Below are 24,918 nucleotides of genomic sequence, written 5' to 3'. Positions count from 1 at the left end.
TTATCTTTGCGCCATCCTTTAAAAAACAAGAATGGACGCTACCTTCAATCCGGACAAACAACATACTTTAGGCGCTGCAGTAAGCATTTCTGGTACCGGATTACACACCGGCATTAATGTCGACATGACCTTAAAACCAGCCAATGCAGGCTTTGGTTACCAATTTCAGCGCATCGACCTTCCCGGCCAGCCCGTTATTAAGGCTGATTGTGATCTGGTTACCGATACTTCCCGTGGTACTACACTCGAAGACAATGGCGCCAAAGTAAGCACCATAGAGCATATTCTCGCCGCCCTGGTAGGTATGGGCGTCGACAACTGCCTCATCGAATTGAATGGACCAGAAATTCCTATTATTGACGGTAGTTCCTCTCCCTTTGTAGAGATCATCGAAGAAGCGGGCGTAGTAGAACAGGAAGCTGCCAAGATCTGGTACACCATCGATACCAATATCACCCACTACGACGAAAAGAAAAGGGTGGAAATGACAGCCCTCCCTGCAACGGAATATAAGATCACCACACTCATAGACTTTAATAGCCCCGTGTTGGGCACCCAGCACGCCGGTCTTAAGTCTATGCAGGAATTCAAAACCGAAATAGCCTCCTCCCGTACTTTCGTATTCCTGCACGAGCTGGAAATGCTATTGGAACATAACCTGATCAAGGGTGGCGATATCAACAATGCCATCGTAGTGGTAGACAAGCCTGTTACAGACGGGGAAATGGAGCGCCTCGCAAAAGCGTTTGGCCGCAAGAAAATGGAAGTAAAGAGTGAAGGCTACCTCAATAACCTGGAACTTCGTTTTTCCAATGAGCCTGCACGCCACAAATTGCTGGATGTAGTAGGTGACCTGGCCCTGATCGGTTATCCCATCAAGGCACATATCATCGCTAACCGTCCCGGTCATAGCACCAACGTTGACTTTGCACGCAAGATCAAGCAATACATTAAAAAGAATAAGCACGTTAAAGATATTCCTGTATACGATGCAAACCAACCTGCCGTTTATACGTTACAGCAAATAGAGAAGACATTACCTCATCGTTTTCCATTCTTATTGGTCGATAAGATCATTGAATTGAGCGACCGTCACATAGTCGGTATCAAAAATGTCACCTTTAATGAGCCATTTTTCCAGGGCCACTTTCCAGGCAATCCCGTAATGCCAGGTGTATTACAGGTAGAAGCCCTCGCACAAACAGGCGGTATTCTTTGTATCAATGCCATGCCCCCCGGCGAATACGACACTTATTTTCTAAAGATCGATAATGTTAAGTTCAAGCAAAAAGTAGTGCCAGGGGATACTATGATCTTAAAAATGGAGTTGTTAGCTCCAATACGTCGTGGTATCTGTGAAATGCGCGGAAAAGTGTACATCGGCAACAAGATCGCAACAGAGGGAGATTTGATGGCACAGCTGGTAAAACGTGGCTAACGAAGCGATTAGAGCGGATAACCCCTCTTAATCAGAATAAATTATATTTGATTATAGGGGTTAATTGCATGACTTTTGTCTATTTTAGTACAATCTTTTAATATCAAACATCAACCAATCCATAAGTATACGCCAGGCGAACAACAGCCGGATTCCCAGGGGGAACCACTGTCCGTCGCTCCAAAGAGCCAATTCCAGGCTACACTTAAGAACGTCAATACAATGATCCATCCTCATACCTACATTCATCCCAATGCCAGGTTGGCTACCAACGTTAAGATCGATCCTTTCACTGTCATTCACCAGAATGTTGAAATTGGTGAAGGCACCTGGATCGGCAGCAACGTAACCATCATGGAAGGCGCCCGCATCGGTAAAAACTGTCGCATATTTCCCGGTGCTGTAATTGCAGCCATGCCCCAGGATCTCAAATTTGAAGGCGAGGATACCATTGTTGAGATTGGCGACAACACCACCATCCGTGAATTTGTAACCATCAACAGGGGCACAAAAGATAGCTGGAAGACCAAAGTTGGGCACAATAGCCTCATCATGGCCTACAGTCACCTGGCACACGATTGCGTGGTAGGTAACTATTGCGTACTGAGCAACAATACCCAATTGGCCGGCCACGTAGAAGTGGGCGACTGGGCTATTCTCGGTGGTATGTGCGCCGTTCACCAGTTTGTCAAGATCGGACAACATGCCTTCGTTAGCGGTGGCTCACTCGTAGGTAAAGATGTTCCACCCTATATCAAAGCCGGCCGCCAGCCTTTGAGCTATTCCGGCGCCAACTCTGTAGGTCTCAAACGCAGGGGCTTTACCATCGACAAGATCAATCACATCCTGGATATATATCGTGTTATCTACAACAAAGGAATGAATACCAGCCAGGCCCTCGAATTCCTGGAAGAAGAATTCCCTGCAACAGACGAGCGCGATGAGATCGTGACCTTCATCCGTGAAAGTGGTCGTGGTATCATTAAACGCTATTCAAAAGGTAGTGTGGATGAAGATATCGCTGACTAAAGCCGGCAAACGATTCAACCGCGATTGGATATTCCGTAACGTCACTTACGAATTTACTACTGGCAATGCCTATGCCATCACCGGCCCCAATGGTTCGGGTAAATCTACTTTGCTGCAGGTCATAGGTGGCGCACTCATGATGAGTGAGGGCGGTCTCGGCTATGAAGTACCCGGCAAAGGACAACAGCCAGCCATCACCGGCAATGGAAAACTATCCACTGATAATCTTTATCAGCATATTGCCATCGCCGCCCCCTACCTGGAGGTCATAGAAGAAATGACCGTGACCGAACTACTGACATTCCACACCAGGTTCAAGCCATTCCTCCCGGCTATCACCATTCCAAAGGTTATTGAAGTAGTGGGCCTCGGCAAAGCAGCCCACAAGCAGATCCGCCACTACAGCAGTGGTATGAAACAACGCGTAAAACTGGCACAGGCCATCTTCAGTGATGTACCCTGCCTCCTATTGGACGAACCCTGCACCAACCTCGATGCAGAAGGCGTAGCCCTCTACCAGCAACTCATCAACGATTATTGCAGCGATCGCCTCGTTATTGTAAGCAGTAATGATATCCAGGAATATGGATTTTGCAAAGAGAAGATCAGCATACTTGATTACAAATAACCTTACCGCTGACTCGCGATCAGCAAGTTCAGATCTGTATACTTGAGATCAAAACGCTGACTGAGGTGGAAATTCGTAAGCGCACCCTTGAAGATATAGATACCACTGCGCAGGTGCACCTTATGCCATACCAGACTTTCAAATCCGCCTTCTTCACCAGCTTCCAGCAACAACGGCATCAATACATTGCTGATGGCCTGGGAGGCAGTACGCGCAAATCCCGAAGGTATATTGGGCACACAGTAATGAATAACCCCATACTTCATAAAGATAGGCTGCTCATGACTGGTTATTTCCGACGTTTCAAAGCACCCCCCGCGATCAATACTCACATCGATCACCACACTGCCGGGACGCATATTGCTCACCATTTCTTCCGTCACCACTACCGGTGTACGGCCACTCTGAGAAGCCAGCGCTCCTACCGCCACTTCACAGGTCTTTAATTGCTTGGCCAGGATGCGTGGCTCCATTACAGAGGTCCACATCCGCTGACCAATATTGTTCTGCAACCGCTTCAAACGGTATACACTATTGTCAAATACTTTTACCGAGGCGCCCAGCGCCAACGCCGCACGGGCAGCAAACTCCCCTACAATACCAGCCCCCAGGATAATGACCTTGGTAGGCGGAATACCCGATATACCGCCGAGCAACACCCCCTTGCCATGATTGGCCGAACCCAGGTACTGTGCTGCGATCAGCATTACCGCACTACCCGCAATCTCACTCATGCTGCGTACGATCGGCAGACTATCACTGTCATCTTTTAAGGTCTCGAAGGAAATAGCCGTAATGCGCTTGTCCATCATCTTCTGCAGCAGCTCCGCCTTCATAGCAGAAACATGGATGGGAGAAATGATCACCTGATTGAATTGCAGGTAGGGAAGATCTTCTTCTACCACCGGAGCACTCTTCACCAATATGGGCGATTTGAATACTTCAGCCTTCTCATAAACTATCCGGGCGCCAGCCTCACTATAATCCCGGTCGCGGTAATGCGCCGCTTCTCCCGCATTGTGCTCAATGACCACATCATGCCCGTTGCTGATCAATACACCCACCGCTTCCGGAGTCAGCGCAATCCGGTTTTCCTGGAAAGCCGTCTCTTTGGGAATACCAATATGTAACTGAGCCCCCTTGGGTTTTATATCAAGTTTTTCTTCAAGTGTTTCGTAACTGAAAGAGGTGCTGATGTGAGGTTTTTGCTGAGACATGAAACGTTTTCAGTTTTCAGGTTGCTGTTGATTAAAACTTATAATAGAAAGCCATCAAATATACTCATTTATCCCCTATCCTCAGAACACGCGTTTGAGGATCAATGGCACTGATGAATACAGGTACCGTACCATCCGGGAAAATACCCTCAGCCCTTTCAGGCCATTCCACCAGGCAGATATTGCCCGAATACAGGCAGTCTTCCACACCCGCCTGGATGGCTTCCTCCTCCCCTTTCAGGCGGTACAGATCAATATGAAACATCGATCCGCCGGGCCATACATATTCATTAATGATGGAAAAAGTAGGGCTGCCCACCGTACTCGTCACCCCTTTTACAGCACACAGCGCATGGATAAAAGTAGTTTTACCGGCTCCCATAGCACCATGGAAAGCAAAGACTTTAGCGCCGTCCCCGGCCTGCCAGAACTGCCTGGCCGCCTCCTGAATACCATCCAGCATAAACCGTATTTCCATAGGCCGCAAAGATACGGCCGGGTAATCCTTTTTGGAATAATGCCCGCGGGAAATTGCAACCCCGTAAAGATATTTATCGTAGATTCATGGCGAACGGCCGCCATTAGGCGGTAAATTTGCAGAGACCCCGGTGCAATACCCACCATAGAAATTCTATGAATTGCCAGCCAACTTTTTAGAACACCCATTAACTATGAACTGTATGATCGGGGAAATGATCCTGCAGTATATTCATAGAGAGATCAAAACCCGGTTAAGTAAATGAAAACAGTGAATTGGAAAGTTGAAGGCATGACCTGTTCTAACTGCGCACTCACCATCCACAAATACCTTGAAAAAGAAGGTATGGCCGATGTGAAAGTGAGCCTGGCCAGTGGCGACGTAAGCTTTGGCATCAACGGCGGCAACACTTCCAGCCAGCAGATCGTAAAAGGACTGGAATCCCTGGGTTATACCGTTCATGATGAAGAGGGTATCATCCCCCCCGCTAAAAAGAAATTCCTGTCCAACCACAAACAACGTTTCTTATTCTGCCTCCTGTTTACCGCCCCCCTCATGCTCCATATGCTGGACAAATGGGTCCATATCCACTGGCTCATGAATCCCTGGATACAGCTGGCCCTTTGCCTGCCTGTCTTCATCGTAGGCATGGACTTTTTCGGGCGCAGCGCCATCAAAAGCATACGCAATGGTATGCCCAATATGAATGTACTGGTCGCCATTGGCGCCACCGCCGCCTTTGTATACAGCCTCATCGGCACCGTTTTCAACCTGGGCACAGGTTTTCTCTTTTATGAAACAGCCGCCTCCGTCATCACCCTCGTTTTCCTGGGCAATTTCCTGGAAGATGCTTCCATACAATCTACCCAACGCGCTTTGAATAAACTGGCCCGCTCACAAAAAGTAATGGCCAATATGATCGCTTACCACGAAGGACAGGAAAATGTATTCCCCGTAGAAAATACCGCCCTCCGCTCCGGCGACCTCATCCTCATCAGGAACGGAGAGCAGGTGCCCGCCGATTGTAAGATACTCGCCGGAGAAGCTACCGTAAATGAAGCCATCCTTACCGGTGAAAGCATGCCCCTCCACAAAAAGTCGAAGGACATGCTTATTGGTGGCAGCCTCTTGATAGATGGCACCATCAGGGCCCAGGTAACCAGCGAAGCCAAGGATTCTGTATTGGCCAATATCATCAACCTGGTGAAAAGAGCACAGGGAGAGAAGCCTCCCGTACAACAAATGGCCGATAAGATCAGCGCCATCTTTGTTCCCGTTGTGCTGGGTATTGCCGTTGTGACCTTCATTGTGAACTTTGTTATACTGCATAATTTCACCGCCTCCCTCATGCGCAGCATCGCCGTGCTGGTCATTGCCTGCCCCTGCGCCATGGGACTGGCCACACCTGCCGCCATCGCTGTAGGCCTGGGCCGGGCTGCCCGAAATGGCATCCTTTTCCGCAATGCCAAAAGCCTGGAACTCTTCAGGAATATCAGGCAGGTAGTATTTGATAAAACAGGCACCCTCACCACCGGCAAATTTGTAGTGGCTAACTATAAACTGCTGTCTGAAAATATTAGCCTCGCCGAATTCAAACAAATAGTTGTCTCCCTGGAAAAATATTCCAACCACCCTATTGCCCAGAGCATTGCCGCCGAATGGAAGCAACCCGATAATATCCGCTGGCAGCAAATTGATGAGATAAAAGGCCAGGGTATGAAGGCCACTACCAAAGAAGGTGATGTCTACCAGGCAGGTTCATACCGGATAGCCATGGCCCATACCCGCGAGGACAACCACAATGTATACATCCTGAAAAATGAGGAGCTGCTGGGCTGGATCGATGTGAAAGATGAAATACGTCCCGAAGCCATACAGATAGTACAATACCTGCGGCACAGAAATATACGTACCATCCTGCTCAGTGGCGACCGGCATGCCAAATGCCAGCAACTGGCCACCTTCCTGGGCATTGATGAAGTGATAGCCGAAAAAACTCCCGAAGAGAAATTGACCGTGATAGAAGACCTCACCCTGCAGGGACCTACAGCCATGGTGGGAGACGGCATCAATGATGCACCGGCACTGGCCAAAGCCACCATAGGTATTTCGCTGAGTGAAGCATCACAGATAGCTGTACAAACAGCCGACGTAGTGCTCATGAACCAGGGCATCAAAAACCTGCCCTTGTCATTGGGATTGGGCAGACATACTTTTCTTACCATCAAACAAAACCTGTTCTGGGCATTCTTTTATAATATCATTGCTATTCCCGTAGCCGCCTTCGGATTACTCACCCCCACCTTCGGCGCGTTGGTAATGGGGCTTAGTGATGTGGTACTGGGGATCAACTCTGTGAGGCTTTTTGTAAAGAAAGTGACTTAATTCAACGCAAACCGGCAGTCGGCAATCGACAATCGGCAGTAATGCACCCTAACTAAAAGCAAAAACAAATATCGCTTAATTCTTATCTGTTATATTAGCAGTAGATTGCAGGAAATTCAATTTCCATGTTTTTACAGCTTGCCCATAAGGAAATGGACGTTTACAAGCTAGCCAGAACTTTCGTCATTTCCTGCTACCAACTAAGTAAAACATTCCCTCCGGAAGAGAAGTTCAACATGACCCAACAGGTGAGAAGAGCTGCTCTTTCAGTCCAGTTGAACATTGCAGAGAGCGCTGCCAGAAGATCAGCTGCAGAAAGAAGAAGATTTTACGAGATTGCCAGAAGTTCTCTTGTTGAAATAGATACAGCAATGGATATTGCAGTGTCATTAAGTTACTTTACAAAAGACGAAATAGAAGAATTAGGAAACATTATGATCAGGTGTTTCCAGATGCTTACAAAAATGGTGGCCTGCCAGTAATCAGCGACTTACATTGCCGATTGCCGACTGCCGATTGCCGACACACAATGCCCAACATCCATTCCATACTAAAAGAATACTGGGGTTACCATTCCTTTCGGCCACTTCAGGAAGAGATCATTACTGCTGTACTTAGCGGTAAAGATACCCTGGCTTTATTGCCCACCGGCGGAGGCAAATCCCTTTGTTTCCAGGTGCCCGCCATGGCGAAAGATGGATTGTGCCTCGTCATTAGTCCCCTGATAGCCCTGATGAAAGACCAGGTGGAGAATCTTCGAAGAAAAGGCATCACCGCATTTGCCATCCACGCCGGCATGGGCCGCAAGGATGTGATCAATGCCCTCAAAGTAGCTACCGAAAGCAATTGTAAGTTCCTGTATGTATCACCCGAGCGATTGGAAACATCCCTCTTTAAAGAGTACCTGCCCGGCCTCGATGTGAACCTGGTAGCAGTGGATGAAGCCCATTGTATTTCTCAATGGGGATATGATTTCAGGCCCCCCTATATGCGCATTGCAGCCCTGCGGGCCGAACTGCCCGGCATCCCCATCCTGGCCCTCACCGCATCGGCTACACCCATTGTACAACAGGATATTTGCGATAAGCTGGAGTTTAAACAACCCAGTATCTTCCGCCAGTCTTTTGAGCGGCCCAACCTGTCCTATAGCCAGTTTGCCCAGGAAGCACGGATCAATAAGATCATTGATATATTACAGAAAGTACCCGGCAGCAGCATTGTGTACTGCAAAAGCCGCAAGCGTACCAAAACCTTCAGCGACCAACTGAACATGCAGGGCATCAAAGCCGACTTCTACCATGCAGGCCTTTCCCAGGAAGAACGCACCAAAAAACAAGATGCCTGGATAAAGAATGATACCCGCGTGATCGTTTGTACCAATGCATTTGGAATGGGCATTGACAAGCCCAATGTACGCACCGTCATACATGCCGATGTGCCCGATTGCCTGGAAAACTATTACCAGGAAGCGGGTCGCGCCGGCAGAGATGGCCAGAAAGCCTATGCTATTCTTTTGCATGATCACAAAGAGGTAGGTGACCTGGAATCACTGCCCGATATTCGCTTCCCTTCCCTGGAAGATATACGCCATGTGTACCAGGCTATCGTAAACTACCTGCAGGTACCTACCGGCTCGGGAGAAGGTGTCTATTATAATTTTGAAGTAACTGATTTTGTAAGCAAGTTCAAACTCGACGCCTGGCTCACCACCTATGTGATCAAAGCCCTGGAGCAGGATGGCTGGCTCAGTTTTAATGAACAGGTATTCCTGCCTTCCAAAGTACAGTTTGTAACCAATAAAGACTGGCTGTATGAATTTGAAAAAAGCAGCCCTACCCTCGAGCCACTCATCAAAACCCTCCTGAGAACCTATGAAGGTATTTTTGATGGCCCCGTCGGTATTCAGGAAAAGAACCTGGCTTACCTGCTCAGAAAAGAGCAGCCCGACATTGTAAACCAATTAAAGATACTCGATGCCAATGCCATCATTGAATACATACCACAAAAGGACAAACCCCAGTTGTATTTCCTGCGCCGCCGCGTGAAAGCAGAAGACCTGGTGATCGACATGGTCAATTACAAAAAGAGAAAGGAACAATACCAGCACCGGATAGATACCATGGTGCGCTATATAAGGGAAAAACAACAGTGCCGCAGCCAGTATATAGCTGCTTATTTTGGCGACAAGGCCACCCGTGCCTGCGGCATCTGCGACAACTGCCTCAACCGGCAGCAACAGCCTTTAACAACCGAAGAGTTTAAGGAGATCCACCAACGCATCCTCACCATCATCGGGCCTGACAGCTTTACTGCAGATGCATTGTTGCTCCAGCTCAATGGCATCAAAAAAGAAAAAGCCTGGCAGGTCATCAATTACCTCCAGGCTGAACAAATAATATCAGTAGATGAAAAAGGCTTGATCAAATTGTCACCCTGAGCCTATCGGAGGCGGCTGTCAGGGTGGGTCGCCCTTCGGGGGCGGCTCACCCTGACTAGAACCAGCTGTTACTCTTCTTCTTCGAAGAACTCTTACCACCCAAACCCAGCGCTCCCAGCAAACTACGCGTGATCACATTGGCGGCCGTACGGCCTATCTGCCGCGTAACAGAATTATCCAGCACCTTTTCGATCGTAGACTTTTCCTGCCTGCCACCCGAAGTTTTCTTCGCTTCCTTCTCTGCATCCTTGGCAGCTTTTTCTTCGGCAGTCTTCTGCGCTGCTTCTTCCAGTTTGGCGTTCAGTATCTCGTATGCACTTTCCGTATCGGCTGTTTCTGCATATTTCTTCACCAGCTTCGACTTATTGATCAGCCCGTCAATTTCACCATCCGTCAGCACATCCATCCTCGAGCGGGGCGATACCAGCATGGTATGCACCAGCGGAGTGGGAATACCTTTCTCATTCAGCATCGTTACCAGCGCTTCCCCAATACCCAGTTCAGTAAGCAACTGCTCCGTTTCATAGAACTCCGTCTCCGGGTAGTTCTGCGCCGCCTGCTTGATCGTCTTCCGGTCCACAGCTGTAAAGGCGCGCAGTGCATGTTGTACTTTCAATCCCAGTTGACTCAGCACGCTGGCCGGCACATCCTGTGGGTTCTGCGTACAGAAGAAGATACCAACCCCCCTGGAACGGATCAGCTTGATCACCGTTTCGATCTGTTGCAACAGCGCTTCAGTAGCTTCCTGGAATACCAGGTGCGCTTCATCAATGAACATCACCAGCTTGGGCTTATCCAGGTCACCCGCTTCCGGCAGCGTGGCATACAATTCGGCCAGTAGTTGCAGCATGAAAGTTGAGAACAGCTTTGGTCTGTTCTGCATATCTGTTACCCGCAGTACACTGATCATACCACGGCCATCATCCGCAATGCGCATCAGGTCGTCCACTTCAAAAGAGGGTTCGCCAAAGAATACATCTGCCCCTTGTTGTTGCAGTTCGATCACCTTACGCAGGATAGTACCCGTACTGGTAGTAGCGATCTTGCCATATTCCTTTTCAATCTCTGCCTTGCCTTCATTGCTTACAAATTGCAGCACTTTCACAAAATCCTTCAGGTCAAGCAAAGGCAGTTTGTTGTCATCACAGTATTTGAAGATCATAGCTACCAGCCCTTGCTGTGTATCATTCAGGTCTAATATTTTCGAGAGCAGAATGGGGCCAAACTCACTTACCGTAGCCCTTAACCGTACTCCCTTTTCATTACTCAGGCTCATCAGCTCTACCGGGAAGCCTGTTGGTTTATAGGTCTCGCCTATTATAGCCAACCTTTCTTTGATCTTGTCATTTTCTACCCCTGCGGCGGCAATGCCACTCAGGTCCCCCTTGATATCCATCAGCAACACCGGCACACTTGCATCGCTGAGTGCTTCCGCTATTACCTGTAATGTTTTGGTCTTACCTGTACCCGTAGCGCCGGCTATCAGCCCATGGCGGTTCATGGTTTTCAGTGGCAGCTTGACCAACGCGCCGGGAACGGCTGCTTTGTCCAGCATACCCACTCCCAATACAGCAAATTCTCCTTTGAAAGTATATCCCTCCTGCACCGATTGCAGGAACTTTTCAGTGTTTGGCATAAGGAAATATTATAGAAGGAAAGATACAGGATTGACAGAACATCAATCACAAAAACTTGTTATCTGTATGTAATTAGAATCGTAAAAGGTGGGTCGCCCTCTCAGGGCGGCTCACCTTTTACGATTTCCGTTGACACGCACTATTTGCATTTACATGTCTTCCTCACGCTCCAGCATCAGGATAGCGCTCTGGGGCACGATATAGTACCTTTCATTTTCATACAGTACTTCCGTGGCGCCGCTCAGCAGAAATACCGCCAGGTCGCCTTCTTTAGCCTGCAGCGGTATGTATTTCACCTGTTCATCCGATCCTTTCCAGGATTCATCTTCCACGGGCATGGGAATCGCATATCCAGGTCCTGTTTTGATCACATAGCCCTGTTGCACTTTCTCTTTTTCCTGCACACCCGGAGGCAGGTACAGGCCGCTATCCGTACGTTCATGGGCCTTGGAGGGCCGTATTAATACACGGTCACCGATCACTATGAGCTTCTTAAAGGTATTATCGTTCGTCAGTCGCATTTGAATGAGCTTAAACAGCAAAAATAAATCATTGGCGCAAAATACACCACCAGGGCAGATTTGACCGACCTTTCCAGCCACGGGCTACGAGCCAAAACCGGGCAGCGGGCAGCTCGAAGCTCGCTGCTCGTCGCTCACAGCTTGCCTTTCTTCCCCTTTTATTAACAAAATATTACACGCCACTTGTGGGATATAGCAAATGAATTAATTTTATTTACACTATCGAACTAAATCTACCTAACAATGGACGGAAAGAAACCGAAAATATTATTGTGTGAAGACGATCAGAACCTGGGCAGTGTACTGAAGAATTATTTGGAGTTAAACGATTTTGATGTGACCCTGGAACGCGATGGCCGTTTAGGCCTGGCAGCCTTTCAAAGGGAGAAATTCGATCTTTGCCTGCTCGACATCATGATGCCGCACATGGACGGATTTACCCTGGCCGAAGAGATCCGTGATATTGATCCCGATATTCCTTTATTCTTCCTCAGCGCCAAAACCATGAAGGAAGATATCATTCAGGGCTATAAGCTGGGCGCCGATGATTACATTACCAAACCATTCGATAGCGAAGTGCTGTTAATGAAGATCAAGGCCATCCTGAAGCGCAATGAAGAAACCACCCGAGAAGCCGAAAACAAAGAATTCGATCTCGGCGGATACCACTTCAATCCCAAACTCCGCGAATTGAGCCATGCCGGCAAAACGCAGACCTTATCACCCAAAGAAAATGAGTTGCTGAAAATGCTGTCTGAGCATATGAACGACCTGCTCCCACGCGAACAGGCATTGAAGAAAATTTGGGGCAGCGATACCTATTTCAACGGACGGAGTATGGATGTATACATTGCCAAACTGCGCAAGTACCTGAAAGAAGATGAGAAGATCGAGATCGTGAACATTCACGGCAACGGCTTCCGTCTGGTAGCTCCCGTAGTATAAACACGCCTTATCGATTTTGTTAATAGATGAAACCTTCAGTCCCGTCATTCATGGCGGGACTTGTTATTTTAAAACTTTACCCTTCTTGTTCTGCCAATCGACAGGCTGAGCTTAAACTGTATCGTGAAATAAGCATCCTTGTGTTTCGGATCACCCCTGATACTGCCTTCCGTCGTAACTACCGAGGGGTCCAGCTCCTGCCTCCTGTCCGCCAGCTTCACCGCCTGTGCTGCCGCTTCATGCGAAAGGTTCTCCGAAAACAGCGTCGGATCGATATACTGTTTACTCACATCATCGAGGTAATCCGTGTTTAGTATCCGGTGCACGATTTCCAATCTGGCATTCAATAAAGCCGACACTTCATACTTAACGCCAATGCCCAACGGAAAATTGACCTGTGTAAGCCGGTAAGGCCTGCGGTCAGGGTATTGAGGAAACCCCTGCCCTTCTGTACGCAGCGGCTGCAGCGCCACCCAGGTATATCCATTGAATGCTTCCGGATTAAAATGAAATACCCCAATACCCCCTACTATATAAGGAGAAAAATAAGAAGGTTCCTTAGCCATCGATTGAAAAAGCGTGAGCGGATGAAACTCCGCCAGCAATGCCAGTTCAGCGATCTTGCTCCGGAAATGCAGGTTACGCATGTATCTTCCTTTGGCCGCCCCCATATCTCCCTCCAGCACATTATCAGAAGCACTCACCCTTCCAAACGTCGCTTCCAGCCTGCCTCCGATCGTTTGATGATACAAAGCACCCACATAGAAACCTCCTGCAAAATTGTAATGCTGACCATTGAGGTCCTTGATAAATCCTTTACCAACACCTTTCTTTCCCCCGAGGTCGGTAAAACAATTCATGGCTCCTACCGATACACCCGCTTCCCACAATACAGCGGGTTCCAGCCGTTCATTATCATAAAAATAATATTGAGCAGATAAGGAATGGACGCACAGGGTCATAACCCATAGGATCACAATGGACTTCAATAATCTCATAGCAATAAACAATAAGTACAATAAAATAAGCTAACAATCAGGGAAGGGGTCGCGTGAAGGCTACCAAACAGGTTTAGGAACTAATCAAAAAGAATACCACTTACGATAAAACTCCCCGTTTAGTTTTACACTTTCGAGAAAAATATTCCAGGCAATATCGATAAGACAGTGAAAGGCAGAGGAACCGGCCCTGCATCAGGTAATACAAAAAACTTTACAGCGGTAATATGATCGGATGTAAGTGTGGCAGATCAGCAGACCAGCAAGCAGATCAGAACAGCAGGTGTTCTCCACTGCCGCCGTGTTTGCGGCCCAGGTGTTCATAAGCCTTGGGCGTTACTTCCCGGCCACGGGGTGTACGCTTGATGAATCCTTCCTGTATTAAGAAAGGTTCATATACTTCTTCCAGCGTGCCCGTCTCTTCCCCCACTGCCGTAGCAATGGTAGTGATGCCTACCGGGCCACCTTTGAATTTATCAATGATCGTAAGTAAGATGCGATTGTCCATTTCATCCAGGCCGTATTCATCCACATTCAAGGCCCGCAGCGCATGTTGCGTAATAGCCAGATCTATGATACCATTGCTCAATACCTGTGCAAAATCGCGCACACGACGCAACAGGCCATTACCGATACGGGGTGTACCACGACTGCGACGGGCTATTTCATTGGCCGCATCCGAAGTGATCTTTGTATTGAGTATACCTGCGGCCCGGTTAATGATTTTCTGCAGCACTTCGGCATTATAATATTCCAGTCTTGATTTTATCGCAAACCGCGACAAGAGCGGCGCGGTGAGTAAACCACTGCGCGTAGTAGCGCCTACCAGCGTAAAGGGATTCAGGTTGATCTGTATGCTCCGCGCATTGGGACCACTGTCGATCATGATATCCAGCCGGTAATCTTCCATGGCCGCATACAGGTATTCTTCCACCACTGTACTCAACCGGTGAATTTCGTCAATGAACAATACATCATGCGGCTCCAGGTTGGTAAGCAAGCCTGCCAGGTCGCCTGGCTTCTCGATCACGGGCCCGGAAGTTTCTTTGATGTTCACCCCCATTTCGTTGGCTACAATACGGCTCAGTGTGGTTTTGCCCAATCCCGGAGGGCCGTGAAAAAGCACATGGTCCAATGCCTCGCCGCGCAGCTTGGCAGCTTTGATAAATATTTTGAGGTTCTCAATGATCTGTCCCTGCCCCGCAAAGTCTTCGATCTCTGTGGGACGGATATTATTTTCGAACTCTTTATCAGCGGCAGATAAGGAACCCTTTTCTGTATGTAAGTTTGGATTGGCCATGCTTTTCGGTCAACTTTGTAAAACTACACAAAAGTAAGTCAGTAATCCCATGCGCATTCATTTTATACAACACGTACATTTCGAAACGCCCGGTTATTTATTGGAATGGGCTATTGCACAGCAACACCATATCAGCTTTACTAAGATATATGAATCCGTTTCCTTTCCTGCAGTGAACACCATCGACCTGCTGGTGATCATGGGCGGTCCTATGGGCGTATATGAAGAAGATAAATATGCCTGGCTTAGTGCAGAGAAAGCATTTATCAGTGCTGTGATCGCAGCCGGTACAAAAGTGCTGGGTATCTGCCTCGGGGCTCAACTGATAGCCGAAGTAGCCGGCGCCAAAGTTTATCCCAACAAGGAAAAAGAAATTGGCTGGTGGCCCATGCACAAGATCATCAACGATCATACTCACCCACTCACCGCCTCCCTGCCCGCTGAGTTTATCACCTTCCATTGGCATGGCGATACCTTCGATCTGCCACCCGGCGCAATACATTTATTTGCTACCCCTGCCTGTCCGCACCAGGGCTACCTCCTCCATAACCAGGTAGCAGGCTTACAATTCCACCTGGAAGCCACCCCTGCCCTGGTAACTCAAATGGTGCACCATGGACAGGATGAACTGGTCAAGGCCTCCTTTATCCAGCCAGGACAGCAAATGGAGGAACAAAGCACCCTGCACGCTGCCAGCCAGCAAAAGCACCTGGAAGCCTTTATTTCCGCCTTCCTGGACCTCTGATATCCCTTTATTTCACTCATTTCAATTAGAATAATCACTCCGGCATTCCCCCGGATCGCCCGGACACCTCCTGGACTTTCTCCCCCGGAATCCCGCTATTCCCTGGGTTTCCTGGGCAAACGCTTCTGTCCAGATTATCTCCACGTCATGGGATAAACCGTAGATAAGCCGTATATAAGCTGTATATAAGCCGTAGATAAGCTGTCCTTTAAAGAGACGGCTTATCTACGGTTTAAATGCCTTTTGTATGCATTTTATTAGCAAGTTATTGGTGAACATGAACAGGCCTTTGGGCGAAGCGAGGACCAAGAGTGCCCGCATTCATTAAATAAATTGATATGACTGTCAATACATTGAACTGGGTTTCCCACGAGAGGCAAAATATTTCTTCACCCATATTTGCATATACAAATAAAAAGCCCTTACCTTTGTTCTTACAATGAAACCCTCCGAAAGCAAATACCGCCACTGTATGTATTTTGTGGCCAATGCACTTGGCCGCAGGATAGAGAAGCTGGCCATAGAAAGCTGGAAGAAGGTAGATCTGTCCCCAAGCCATGCTTATTTGCTGATGCTGGCCATTGAAGAGCCGGGCATTCAGCCTACGGGCCTCAGTGAACAACTGATCCTGACACCCTCCACCATCACCCGGCTGATCGAGAAACTGGAAGATAAGGGCCTGGTATCACGTGATAATGAGGGCAAACTCACGAAGGTGTACCCCACCCAAAAAGCCAAAGAAATGTATCCTGCCTTACAGGAATGCCTCACCCATTTTATTGAAAATTATTCCAATATACTGGGCAAGGAAGAGAGCATGCGTATGGTAGGCAATATGGCCTGCCTGGCCGATAAACTGGGAGACTAATTTTTTTTTACCCTAATACTTGTATATACAAACATATCAACTCAATTATTTAAATCAACTATTATGAATTACGTTATCACAGGTGGCGCAGGCCACATTTCAAAGCCCCTGGCAGAAACCTTATTGGCAGCCGGCCATCAGGTAACCGTTATCGGGCGCAATGCTGCCAACCTGCAGGAGCTGGTCAACAAAGGCGCTAAAACAGCTATTGGCACGGTGGAGGATATTGCTTTCTTAACGGCAGCTTTTACCGGAGCGGATGCCATCTACCTGATGAACCCTCCCAATTATACCTCTACCAATGTGAAGGCCACGCTGGAACAGGTGGGTAAAAATTATGCAGCAGCTGTGAAAGCTGCAGGCGTTAAAAACGTGGTGAACCTGAGCAGCATTGGCGCCCACTTGCCAGATGGTACAGGCCCCATCACCGGCCTGCACCGCGCAGAAGCATTCCTGGATGCCATCCCCGGCATCAACGTGCTCCACCTGCGCCCCGCCTATTTCTATTATAACCTGTATGCCAATCTCGGCCTGATCAAACAGGCTGGTATCATGGGCAGCAATTTTAGTATCCCCGCTAATAAATTTCCCATAGTTGACCCCACGGATATTGCGGCCGTAGCAGCAGCAGCCTTGTTGAAGCTGGACTTCAAAGGCAGTAGCGTACGGTATATAGCAAGTGATGAAGTAGGAACCGATGATATTGCCGCCGCAGTAGCTAAAGCACTGGGCAAACCTGGATTGCCCTGGGTTACCTTTCCCGATGATCAGGCAAAAGCAGGCATGGTACAAGCCGGCCTCACCGAAGACCTTGCCGACAACTATATCGAAATGGGCCATTCGATGGGTTCCGGTAAAGCCTTTGAAGAATATTGGAAGAACCGCCCTGTATTGGGTAAAGTAAAGCTGGCTGATTTTGCAAAAGCATTCGCAGCAGCCTACAATGCATAAAACATCGAAGAAATACATCAAAGAGGTGATACCTTTCGCTTGCGTCGCAAACAAAAGGTATCACCTCTTTTGTATCTTTGAAGCACTATGCAATACGATCAATTCTATGCCAGCATCACACAAGCTGTTCCTCCACCCGGCCTTAGCGTTTACCTGAGATCATTGTGGTACGATGCCAAAGGCGATTGGGATGCTTCGCACAACACCATCCAGGATGTACCGGATAAAACAGCTTCCTGGATACATGCCTACCTGCACCGCAAAGAAGGGGATGTATTCAATGCCAATTACTGGTACAACAAAGCAGATAAACGGATGCCCGGTTATTCCCTGGAACAGGAATGGGAAGAAATTGTAAAAGCCTTACTCTAGCAGACTGACTTAAAAACAGTCATGATAAGGATATTCGGCGTTGCCATTTATCACCACCTGACTCCTTTATTCCCTTTCCCCCGACGAATTGCCTGATGGCTTTATACATTTAATCCTCATAGTTAAATTCATAAAGCCATGAAACGACTCCGCCTGCTGGCGCTGTTGGGGATATTCCTCGCAGGCCAACTGCAATACAGTTTTGCACAGAAAAAAGACACTATTATCATCGATGGTTCGAAAGTAAAGACCGGTTACCTGAAACCGGGCATGAACCGCTACCTCGTTTATTTTAAAATGGGTAAAGATAGCAGCCGCACCAAATACCAGCTCTGGTCGAGGAAGGTGGACTTTCTTTCTTATCAGGGCCGTGATGCGATCAGCATTACGCAGGAATGGGAAGACAACCAAACTGTCGTACACAAAGTGTATTCTGTATGTGATAAGAAAACATTTGCCCCTCTTTATCATGAAAGCTGGTGGACAGGCAGGGGCGCCGCCAAAGCTGATTTTATCAACAAACAATTTTTGCTGCGCGATACCTTGCTGACAAGCGAAGACACCGCTACCAGCAAGAAGAATATGTTACAGGCATTCAATACGGCACTGGATCAATACGTATTGAACTGGCACCTCGACCTGGAGACCTTCCCAATCCTTCCCTACCGGGAAAACGTAACCTTTATGATCAATTTTTACGATCCCGGTTTTCCTGCCCCCAAAATGCAGGCCTATACGGTGACCGGAAGCGGACAACTGGAAGGATATAACAACCAAAAAATCGATTGCTGGTTGTTGACACACAGCGGCACCAATAACGAAGAAACATTCTGGATCAGTAAGAAAACACAGGAAGTACTGAAGCTGGAACAGGAATTCGGAGGCCGCTACAGGTACAAGATAAAACTGGGTTATAGTATCTGATACAAGTAACAGTAAGTTCACTTAATAAAAAAGCATGAAGAAACGTCTTCATGCTTTTTTTAGTTGAGCAACCAGTATTGGTTGATACCTGCTCAACCGGAGAGCTGCCTGCTATGTATTTTAATTTCTTATTTCTCTCTTACGCCGATCGCTATCCTGCGGTCAAGTTTGCGCTCTGCGTCTGGCGCATCGGCAGCTGCTTTGGCAAATTCGGCCCCATAGCCTTCTGCCCCTACCAGCTGGTCTTTGTTGGCACCGGTATTCTTTAAAGCTGCCAGTACAGCATCGGCCCTTTCCTGCGACAGTTTTTTATTGATGGAAGCATCACCGCTTTTATCTGTATAACCGCCAATCTTGATCTTTAGTTTGGGATAGGCTTTCAGGATAGCAGCAATGTTATTGACCTGCTTCATGCTCTCGGTGGTCAACTCTGCACTACCTGTCTGGAAATTGAGGTTATCGAAGTCAAACCATACATCCTTGCCACCTTTGGAAGCAGGATCATTGAGGAAAGCCACCAACTTATCTTCAATACCGCCTTTGTAGGCATCCAGCTCTACCCCATCGGGCAATTTCACTTTGATAGAGGCGAGGGAAGGCTCGGCTGGCGTTTCCTGTGCCGGCACTGTTTGGGTAGTAGTATCGGCAGGTGTTACGGCTGTATCATCTGCCGTCTTATTACAGCCCTTCATAAAATACCACAGGGCTCCGATCACGATGAGGGCGAGTATCAGGGGCAATAACCATTTGTTGCCTGTGCTGGTTGCTTTGGCTGCAGTAGCCCTGGCCGTGCTGGTAGCTCCACTGAAAGCGCCGGAGAGTTTACTGCCAATATCACCCAGGCTTCCGAGGCCCAGGGCGCCGGCCAGGTTAAGGCCGGAGGGGAGTGCATTGAGGATGGAATCTTTCTGACTGGCCAGCAGGGAGGTAAGGCCGGAGGCGCTCAGGTTATTTTGTGTTACCTGTTTGCCCAATGTACCCAGGGCCGCGGGCGCCGCCACGCTAAGTACCGATGCCGCCGATGAATCGCGGATACCTGCATATCCTGCAATCATACTAATGATACCATCTGCTTTATCTCCAAAAATTTTCTTAAGCCATTCCAGCCCTTTACCAACGAGGTTGCTGCCGCCGGTAAATGCAGACAGGTTGCTGAGCAGTCCGCTGCCAGCTGCTTCTTTTGACAGGTTTAGGATGCTTGAAGCGCCATCAGAAGTACCGGCTTTATTAAGCAGTCCTGCCAGCACAGCAGGGATAGCGCCACTGACGGCTTTTTGTATACCGCCTTCACTCTCGCCAAAAGAAGAAGCCATACCAGAGGTTAAATCTTTGGAGAAAAGGCCTTGCACCGAATCAAGAAGATTGAATGACATAAGCAATGCTTTTTTAGATGAATAAAAAATTGACTTATACCGGTAACCGCAGGTATGCGGACGGCAGAGGGTAGGCAGTATAATGACGGGAGGTTATGGGGTGAGCGGGGACAATAGAGGAACAGTATCCGCTAGAGGAAATATAGGAAAAAGACTAATATATGAGCTCTTTTGTTGAACTTTAAGGGGAGACTTATGCGCTTTTCGCGTAACGCATTAACTGGAGTATCAGGTCGGGATCAGGGCAATTGGCCAGGTACTTGTCTCTTTCGGAGTATTTGCATACGCCGGGATAATCACCTTCTTTTAGTTCCATGTCCAATATCACCTGGAAATGAAGGTGGGGAGGCCAATGGCCGTTTTCGGAAGGGGGGCCAAAATGAGCGATCTGCTGGCCAATGGAGACATACTGTCCCCTGGATAACTTTTGTATATCCGGCAAACTAAGATGGCCATATAAGGTATAGAAAGGCAATCCGTCGAGCTGGTGCAGCAGGATAATGGTAGCGCCATAATCACCATCCTGATCATTAAAAGCAAAGCTATGGACCATGCCTCCCATAAATGCATATACGGGTGTACCAGCTGGCCCCCATATATCTACAGCAATGTGTAATCGGCGGGGTTCATCACCCTGGCCGGGCGCATCAAACAAATGGCTGCGGTTGTACACCGTTCTGTGTTCATCATACCCTCCAATGCCATAACGGCTGTGGGTAGCCTGCAGCTTATGGTCGATCCAGGCTGAAAACCGGGTGGTACTACCTATGATGTCTGCAGTAAGCTCCTTGTTGTTTTCTGTAAAGTCGAGGTGCAATAACTTATCCTGTGCGGGATCCACTTTCACTACCTGGTGAAAGGTAGGCTGGTATTTACGTATGGTATTTTCAAAAACAGAGGGCATATGCAGGGATTGTCATGATTGTCTATACATTGGTCGGGAATAGCGGCTTTCCGTTACAAGGGCGCCTCCGGGAGGCTTCTTTAGTTCAGGGTGAGCCGCGCTTTGAGGGCGACCCACCCTTTAGACGTCTTCGACTAGCTGACAAAGAATACTGCCGCTCGTAAGCAATTTGCTGCTTTTATGCATTCCGATCTCTTGCAAATATCCCGGTTTGTTACCTTTAAATCAATTCGAATTACAAAAACACCCTGTTTTATGAATAAATACCTTTTTCTGTTCCTGCTGGTGATCATGGTCAAGATAGCAGCAGCTCAGCAAACACCGTTATGGCTGCGGTACCCTGCCCTTTCGCCAGACGGTAAAACGATTGTATTCAGTTACAAAGGCGATCTGTATAAAGTGTCTTCGGCAGGCGGTGACGCTATTCCGCTGACCCTGCATGAAGCGCATGACTTTATGCCGGTATGGAGCCGCGATGGTCAGTTTATCGCTTTTGCCAGCGACCGTTACGGCAATTTTGATGTATTTGTAATGCCGGCGGCAGGTGGCGAAGCTACCCGCCTCACTTATCATTCTGCCAACGATTATCCTTATGATTTTACCCCGGATGGTAAAAAAGTGGTCTTTGGCACCAACCGCAATGATATCTACACCAGTGTACGGTTCCCACAAAAAGGCCTGTTCCAGAAATTGTATGAGGTGCCCGTTACCGGCGGCCGTTCTGTCATGTTCCTGTCGGCAGGTTCAGAATTCGCCCACTTCAGCAGCAAGGGCGATCAACTAATATTCCAGGACCGGAAAGGTTATGAAGATGCTGCGCGCAAGCACCATACTTCGGCGGTAACCCGTGATATCTGGATCTATGATGTGAAGAAAGATGATTACCAGCAGGTATCGGGTTTTGCCGGCGAGGACCGTGAACCGATCTTCTCTGCTGATGATCAATACTTCTATTACCTGAGTGAAAAGAATGGCAATAGCCAGAATATCTATAAGGCCCCGGTAAAAACAAAGATCGCGGAGCAGCAGCTCACAAAGTTCAAGGATCACCCTGTGCGTCACCTCTCCCGCTCAAACGATAATACCCTTTGCTTTACCTATGATGGCGAGATCTATACGATGAAAGAAGGTGATCAGCCTAAGAAGGTGGCTATCCGCATCAATACAGATGGACGCACCAATACAGAAAAGATCATCCCCATCAATACAGGTGTAACGCAAACGGCGCTATCGCCCAATGGCAAAGAGATCGCCTTCATTGTACGCGGTGAAGTATTTGTCACTTCCGTAGAAGGCGGCATCACAAAACGGATTACGAATACGCCCCAGCAGGAACGTACTTTACAATTTTCACCTGATGGCCGTTCGCTCATCTATGCGGCAGAGCGTGGCAATAGCTGGGATATCTACCGTACTACCATCGAGCGCAAAGAAGAACCTTATTTCTATGCTTCCACGGTATTGAAGGAAGAACCCCTGGTGGCTACAGAAGCCGAGGAGTTTCAACCGGTAGTATCACCCGATGGAAAAGAAATTGCCTACCTCGAAGAAAGAAATATTATCAAGGTGTACAATATCGCTGCTAAAAAGAGCCGCACCATTGTACCTAAAGGCATCAATTTCTCTTATTCAGACGGAGACCAGAGTTTCAAGTGGTCACCTGATGGTAAATGGATAGCTTTCAATTCGGCCGAAGGCAAATGGGGCACGGCAGAAATAGACCTGATGAAAGCTGACGGCACCGGTGAAAGAATAAATGTAACGGAAAGCGGATTCGCAGATGGTACGGCCAAATGGGCATTCAATGGAAAAGCGCTATTGTGGCTGACAGACCGTGATGGTAAGAAACCATTGGCTTTCCAGGGAGCAAGGGAAGTGGATATTTATGCCATGTTCTTCGACCAGGAATTGTATGATCGTTTTAAACTGAACAAAGATGATTATGCACTGCTGAAAGAGAAAGAGGACAACGATAAAAAAGATAAGAAGGACTCTGCTTTGCAGGCGCTCGCTGCTAAAAAGGAGAAAGACTGGCAGCCCCTGTTTGAGAATCTCGACAACCGTAAAGAGAGGCTCACCATCAACTCAGGCAATATCTCTGATTATGTATTATCAGCCGATGGGGAGAAGTTGTATTACCTGGCGCGGGTAGAAAAGGGATATGATCTGTGGCTTACCAATACACGCACGCGGGAAACGAAGATATTGACAAAGCTGGATGGCGGTCCTGCCGGACTGGATGTGTCCAAAGATGGCAAGAGCCTGTTTGTAGTGAGTGATGGACGCATTATGAAAGTAGATGCGGAAGCGGGCAGGGTATCACCGGTGATCGTGAATGGTGAAATGAACCTGAATGCAGCGGCAGAAAGGGAATACATCTTTGAGCATGCCTGGCGGCAGGTGGTGAAGAAGTTCTATGACCCCAAATTACAAGGCACGGATTGGAAGCTGTATAAAACAGCCTACGAGAAATTCCTGCCTTATATCAATAACAATTATGATTACCAGGAACTGCTGAGCGAGCTGCTGGGTGAACTGAATGCTTCTCATACCGGCGGCCGCTATGCACCGCCACAGGTGAATACAGATGCTACGGCCAGCCTGGGATTGCTGTACGATGAAACCTTTGATGGCGATGGTGTAAAAGTGATGGAAGTAATAGATGGCGGTCCCTTGCTCAATGCCAAAACAAAGATCGTAAAAGGCACAGTGATCGAAAAGATAGATGGTGAGCAGATTGCGGAGAACATGGACTGGAATAAGCTTTTGAACCGCAAGGCCGGCAAGAATGTATTGCTGAGCCTGTACAATCCTGTCACCAAGGAACGCTGGGAAGAAACGCTGAAACCTATATCACAGGGTGAAGAGCAGGGGTTGATGTATAACCGCTGGACGAAGATCATGCGGCAGAAAGTAGATGAGCTTTCCGGTGGCAAAGTAGGTTATGTGCATATACAGGGCATGAATGATGGCAGTTACCGCACGGTGTATGAAGAAGTATTGGGTAAAAATGCCAATAAGGAAGCATTGATCGTAGACACGCGCTTCAATGGTGGCGGCTGGCTGCACGATGACCTGGTAACCTTCCTGGGTGGTAAAAAGTACATGAACTTTTCACCACAGGGGGCAACACCTACATCAGGTGAGCCACGCAATAAGTGGAGTAATCCTTCCTGCGTACTGATGAGTGAAAGTAACTATTCCGATGCCTTCCTATTCCCTTATGCTTACAAGAGTCTCGAACTGGGCAAGCTGATTGGTATGCCCGTGCCTGGTACGGGTACAGCGGTATGGTGGGAAACACAGATCGACCCTACCCTGGTATTCGGTATTCCCATGGTTGCCACTATTGGTAAGGAAAATCGCCCTACAGAGAACCTGCAACTGGAACCGGATATTAAATTAACCAATGACTACAAGGCGATCCTGAAAGGCTATGACCAGCAACTGGAAAGGGCGGTGAAGGAAATGCTGGAAGAGATCAAGAAGGGACCGAAGAAAGGGTTTTAGGAGGAGAGGCAACGAGGCATCAAGGCAGCCAGGCAACGAGAGCAATACGGGAACTGCCTGGGCCAACCTCCTCTGAGATGACACTGATAAATACGGATGGTAAGATTTGTATAAAGAAACGGTGGGTCGCCTTACAAAGGCGGCTCACCGTTTGCTTTTAAAAGGCTACATTGGTATTTCCCATCAGCCCCATTCGTTAAAAGAAACTTAACACAAAATAATAATGTGTGCAGGGCGTTTTTAGGGGTATCATCCAAC

General features: G+C 48.1%; 21 protein-coding genes. 13 read left to right on the top strand and 8 right to left on the bottom strand.

The annotated features are described in order from the left end of the window. Window positions 1-31: 31 nt before the first annotated feature. The 3 genes from D3H65_RS27090 to D3H65_RS27080 all read left to right on the top strand — a co-directional run bounded on the left by D3H65_RS27090 (window position 32) and on the right by D3H65_RS27080 (window position 3,095). Entirely contained in the window at window positions 32-1,438 is a 1,407-nt protein-coding gene (locus tag D3H65_RS27090) for a bifunctional UDP-3-O-[3-hydroxymyristoyl] N-acetylglucosamine deacetylase/3-hydroxyacyl-ACP dehydratase (RefSeq protein WP_119053298.1), read from the top strand. A gap of 222 nt (window positions 1,439-1,660) precedes the next feature. Next, window positions 1,661-2,467 carry an acyl-ACP--UDP-N-acetylglucosamine O-acyltransferase gene (lpxA, locus tag D3H65_RS27085; RefSeq protein ID WP_119053297.1) on the top strand — a complete coding sequence of 269 codons (807 nt, stop codon included), beginning with the start codon at window positions 1,661-1,663 and terminating at the stop codon, window positions 2,465-2,467. Continuing rightward, window positions 2,448-3,095 (top strand): ABC transporter ATP-binding protein, encoded by a 648-nt coding sequence (locus tag D3H65_RS27080; RefSeq protein ID WP_119053296.1) that lies wholly within the window; start codon window positions 2,448-2,450, stop codon window positions 3,093-3,095. Before lpxA ends, D3H65_RS27080 begins: the two co-directional genes overlap by 20 nt. A gap of 2 nt (window positions 3,096-3,097) precedes the next feature. Here D3H65_RS27080 and D3H65_RS27075 read toward each other — a convergent pair whose 3' ends face one another. Together D3H65_RS27075 and tsaE are read right to left on the bottom strand one after the other, a co-directional pair. Continuing rightward, window positions 3,098-4,312, bottom strand: a complete 1,215-nt coding sequence (locus tag D3H65_RS27075) for an alanine dehydrogenase (RefSeq protein WP_119053295.1) — start codon at window positions 4,310-4,312, stop codon at window positions 3,098-3,100. Window positions 4,313-4,376: 64 nt separating this feature from the next. After that, a complete protein-coding gene (gene tsaE / locus D3H65_RS27070) occupies window positions 4,377-4,790 on the bottom strand; it encodes a tRNA (adenosine(37)-N6)-threonylcarbamoyltransferase complex ATPase subunit type 1 TsaE (RefSeq protein ID WP_119053294.1) in 414 nt (137 codons plus the stop codon). Window positions 4,791-5,051: 261 nt separating this feature from the next. Here tsaE and D3H65_RS27065 point away from each other — a divergent pair, with 261 nt between their 5' ends. The 3 genes from D3H65_RS27065 (at window position 5,052) to D3H65_RS27055 (ending at window position 9,612) form a co-directional block, all read left to right on the top strand. Next, on the top strand, window positions 5,052-7,175 hold the full coding sequence (locus D3H65_RS27065) for a heavy metal translocating P-type ATPase (protein WP_119053293.1): 2,124 nt from the start codon (window positions 5,052-5,054) through the stop codon (window positions 7,173-7,175). 125 nt (window positions 7,176-7,300) lie between these two features. Next, on the top strand, window positions 7,301-7,657 hold the full coding sequence (locus tag D3H65_RS27060) for a four helix bundle protein (RefSeq protein WP_119053292.1): 357 nt from the start codon (window positions 7,301-7,303) through the stop codon (window positions 7,655-7,657). 47 nt (window positions 7,658-7,704) lie between these two features. Continuing rightward, the gene (locus tag D3H65_RS27055; RefSeq protein ID WP_119053291.1) at window positions 7,705-9,612 is read left to right on the top strand and encodes a RecQ family ATP-dependent DNA helicase; all 1,908 of its coding nucleotides are present in this window, start codon (window positions 7,705-7,707) and stop codon (window positions 9,610-9,612) included. A 55-nt stretch (window positions 9,613-9,667) separates the two neighbouring features. Here D3H65_RS27055 and D3H65_RS27050 read toward each other — a convergent pair whose 3' ends face one another. Continuing rightward, window positions 9,668-11,248 (bottom strand): helicase HerA-like domain-containing protein, encoded by a 1,581-nt coding sequence (locus D3H65_RS27050; protein WP_119053290.1) that lies wholly within the window; start codon window positions 11,246-11,248, stop codon window positions 9,668-9,670. A gap of 150 nt (window positions 11,249-11,398) precedes the next feature. Then, complete coding sequence (locus tag D3H65_RS27045; RefSeq protein ID WP_119054678.1) at window positions 11,399-11,770, bottom strand: co-chaperone GroES; 372 nt, start codon at window positions 11,768-11,770, stop codon at window positions 11,399-11,401. 243 nt (window positions 11,771-12,013) lie between these two features. Here D3H65_RS27045 and D3H65_RS27040 point away from each other — a divergent pair, with 243 nt between their 5' ends. Next, window positions 12,014-12,715, top strand: coding sequence for a response regulator transcription factor (locus tag D3H65_RS27040; protein WP_119053289.1), 702 nt, complete (start codon window positions 12,014-12,016; stop codon window positions 12,713-12,715). Window positions 12,716-12,783: 68 nt separating this feature from the next. On the opposite strand, the gene D3H65_RS27035 is transcribed toward D3H65_RS27040, so the two are convergent. Both D3H65_RS27035 and ruvB read right to left on the bottom strand, forming a co-directional pair. After that, window positions 12,784-13,713 carry a hypothetical protein gene (locus D3H65_RS27035; protein ID WP_162915832.1) on the bottom strand — a complete coding sequence of 310 codons (930 nt, stop codon included), beginning with the start codon at window positions 13,711-13,713 and terminating at the stop codon, window positions 12,784-12,786. 271 nt (window positions 13,714-13,984) lie between these two features. Further along, window positions 13,985-15,013, bottom strand: coding sequence for a Holliday junction branch migration DNA helicase RuvB (gene ruvB, locus D3H65_RS27030; RefSeq protein ID WP_119053287.1), 1,029 nt, complete (start codon window positions 15,011-15,013; stop codon window positions 13,985-13,987). A gap of 49 nt (window positions 15,014-15,062) precedes the next feature. Between ruvB and D3H65_RS27025 the strand changes: the two genes are divergently transcribed. The 5 genes from D3H65_RS27025 (at window position 15,063) to D3H65_RS27005 (ending at window position 18,873) form a co-directional block, all read left to right on the top strand. Continuing rightward, a complete protein-coding gene (locus D3H65_RS27025) occupies window positions 15,063-15,758 on the top strand; it encodes a type 1 glutamine amidotransferase (RefSeq protein ID WP_119053286.1) in 696 nt (231 codons plus the stop codon). 439 nt (window positions 15,759-16,197) lie between these two features. Continuing rightward, a complete protein-coding gene (locus D3H65_RS27020; RefSeq protein WP_119053285.1) occupies window positions 16,198-16,626 on the top strand; it encodes a MarR family winged helix-turn-helix transcriptional regulator in 429 nt (142 codons plus the stop codon). A 63-nt stretch (window positions 16,627-16,689) separates the two neighbouring features. Further along, window positions 16,690-17,577 (top strand): NmrA family NAD(P)-binding protein, encoded by an 888-nt coding sequence (locus tag D3H65_RS27015; RefSeq protein WP_119053284.1) that lies wholly within the window; start codon window positions 16,690-16,692, stop codon window positions 17,575-17,577. 87 nt (window positions 17,578-17,664) lie between these two features. Beyond that, entirely contained in the window at window positions 17,665-17,949 is a 285-nt protein-coding gene (locus D3H65_RS27010; RefSeq protein ID WP_119053283.1) for a hypothetical protein, read from the top strand. Window positions 17,950-18,087: 138 nt separating this feature from the next. Then, on the top strand, window positions 18,088-18,873 hold the full coding sequence (locus tag D3H65_RS27005; RefSeq protein ID WP_119053282.1) for a DUF3108 domain-containing protein: 786 nt from the start codon (window positions 18,088-18,090) through the stop codon (window positions 18,871-18,873). Between the two features lie 128 nt (window positions 18,874-19,001). On the opposite strand, the gene D3H65_RS27000 is transcribed toward D3H65_RS27005, so the two are convergent. Both D3H65_RS27000 and D3H65_RS26995 read right to left on the bottom strand, forming a co-directional pair. Next, the gene (locus D3H65_RS27000; protein ID WP_119053281.1) at window positions 19,002-20,246 is read right to left on the bottom strand and encodes a DUF937 domain-containing protein; all 1,245 of its coding nucleotides are present in this window, start codon (window positions 20,244-20,246) and stop codon (window positions 19,002-19,004) included. A gap of 193 nt (window positions 20,247-20,439) precedes the next feature. Continuing rightward, entirely contained in the window at window positions 20,440-21,150 is a 711-nt protein-coding gene (locus D3H65_RS26995; RefSeq protein WP_119053280.1) for a peptidoglycan DD-metalloendopeptidase family protein, read from the bottom strand. A 255-nt stretch (window positions 21,151-21,405) separates the two neighbouring features. Between D3H65_RS26995 and D3H65_RS26990 the strand changes: the two genes are divergently transcribed. Continuing rightward, window positions 21,406-24,660 (top strand): S41 family peptidase, encoded by a 3,255-nt coding sequence (locus tag D3H65_RS26990; RefSeq protein WP_119053279.1) that lies wholly within the window; start codon window positions 21,406-21,408, stop codon window positions 24,658-24,660. The last annotated feature ends 258 nt before the right edge of the window (window positions 24,661-24,918 follow it).

The sequence above is a fragment of the Paraflavitalea soli genome (assembly GCF_003555545.1).
In the GTDB taxonomy this organism is placed as follows: Bacteria; Bacteroidota; Bacteroidia; order Chitinophagales; family Chitinophagaceae; genus Paraflavitalea; species Paraflavitalea soli.
This window is presented reverse-complemented; position numbering and strand designations above follow the sequence as displayed.

Coding starts and splice junctions, on each gene's coding strand:
- D3H65_RS27060 (WP_119053292.1), top strand. CDS start 7,301: ATGTTTTTACAGCTTGCCCATAAGGAAATGGACGTTTACAAGCTAGCC.
- D3H65_RS27045 (WP_119054678.1), bottom strand. CDS start 11,770: ATGCGACTGACGAACGATAATACCTTTAAGAAGCTCATAGTGATCGGT.
- D3H65_RS27020 (WP_119053285.1), top strand. CDS start 16,198: ATGAAACCCTCCGAAAGCAAATACCGCCACTGTATGTATTTTGTGGCC.
- lpxA (WP_119053297.1), top strand. CDS start 1,661: ATGATCCATCCTCATACCTACATTCATCCCAATGCCAGGTTGGCTACC.
- ruvB (WP_119053287.1), bottom strand. CDS start 15,013: ATGGCCAATCCAAACTTACATACAGAAAAGGGTTCCTTATCTGCCGCT.
- D3H65_RS27005 (WP_119053282.1), top strand. CDS start 18,088: ATGAAACGACTCCGCCTGCTGGCGCTGTTGGGGATATTCCTCGCAGGC.
- D3H65_RS27080 (WP_119053296.1), top strand. CDS start 2,448: ATGAAGATATCGCTGACTAAAGCCGGCAAACGATTCAACCGCGATTGG.
- tsaE (WP_119053294.1), bottom strand. CDS start 4,790: ATGGAAATACGGTTTATGCTGGATGGTATTCAGGAGGCGGCCAGGCAG.
- D3H65_RS27075 (WP_119053295.1), bottom strand. CDS start 4,312: ATGTCTCAGCAAAAACCTCACATCAGCACCTCTTTCAGTTACGAAACA.
- D3H65_RS27090 (WP_119053298.1), top strand. CDS start 32: ATGGACGCTACCTTCAATCCGGACAAACAACATACTTTAGGCGCTGCA.
- D3H65_RS27010 (WP_119053283.1), top strand. CDS start 17,665: ATGCAATACGATCAATTCTATGCCAGCATCACACAAGCTGTTCCTCCA.
- D3H65_RS26995 (WP_119053280.1), bottom strand. CDS start 21,150: ATGCCCTCTGTTTTTGAAAATACCATACGTAAATACCAGCCTACCTTT.
- D3H65_RS27065 (WP_119053293.1), top strand. CDS start 5,052: ATGAAAACAGTGAATTGGAAAGTTGAAGGCATGACCTGTTCTAACTGC.
- D3H65_RS27040 (WP_119053289.1), top strand. CDS start 12,014: ATGGACGGAAAGAAACCGAAAATATTATTGTGTGAAGACGATCAGAAC.
- D3H65_RS27050 (WP_119053290.1), bottom strand. CDS start 11,248: ATGCCAAACACTGAAAAGTTCCTGCAATCGGTGCAGGAGGGATATACT.
- D3H65_RS26990 (WP_119053279.1), top strand. CDS start 21,406: ATGAATAAATACCTTTTTCTGTTCCTGCTGGTGATCATGGTCAAGATA.
- D3H65_RS27000 (WP_119053281.1), bottom strand. CDS start 20,246: ATGTCATTCAATCTTCTTGATTCGGTGCAAGGCCTTTTCTCCAAAGAT.
- D3H65_RS27055 (WP_119053291.1), top strand. CDS start 7,705: ATGCCCAACATCCATTCCATACTAAAAGAATACTGGGGTTACCATTCC.
- D3H65_RS27015 (WP_119053284.1), top strand. CDS start 16,690: ATGAATTACGTTATCACAGGTGGCGCAGGCCACATTTCAAAGCCCCTG.
- D3H65_RS27025 (WP_119053286.1), top strand. CDS start 15,063: ATGCGCATTCATTTTATACAACACGTACATTTCGAAACGCCCGGTTAT.
- D3H65_RS27035 (WP_162915832.1), bottom strand. CDS start 13,713: ATGAGATTATTGAAGTCCATTGTGATCCTATGGGTTATGACCCTGTGC.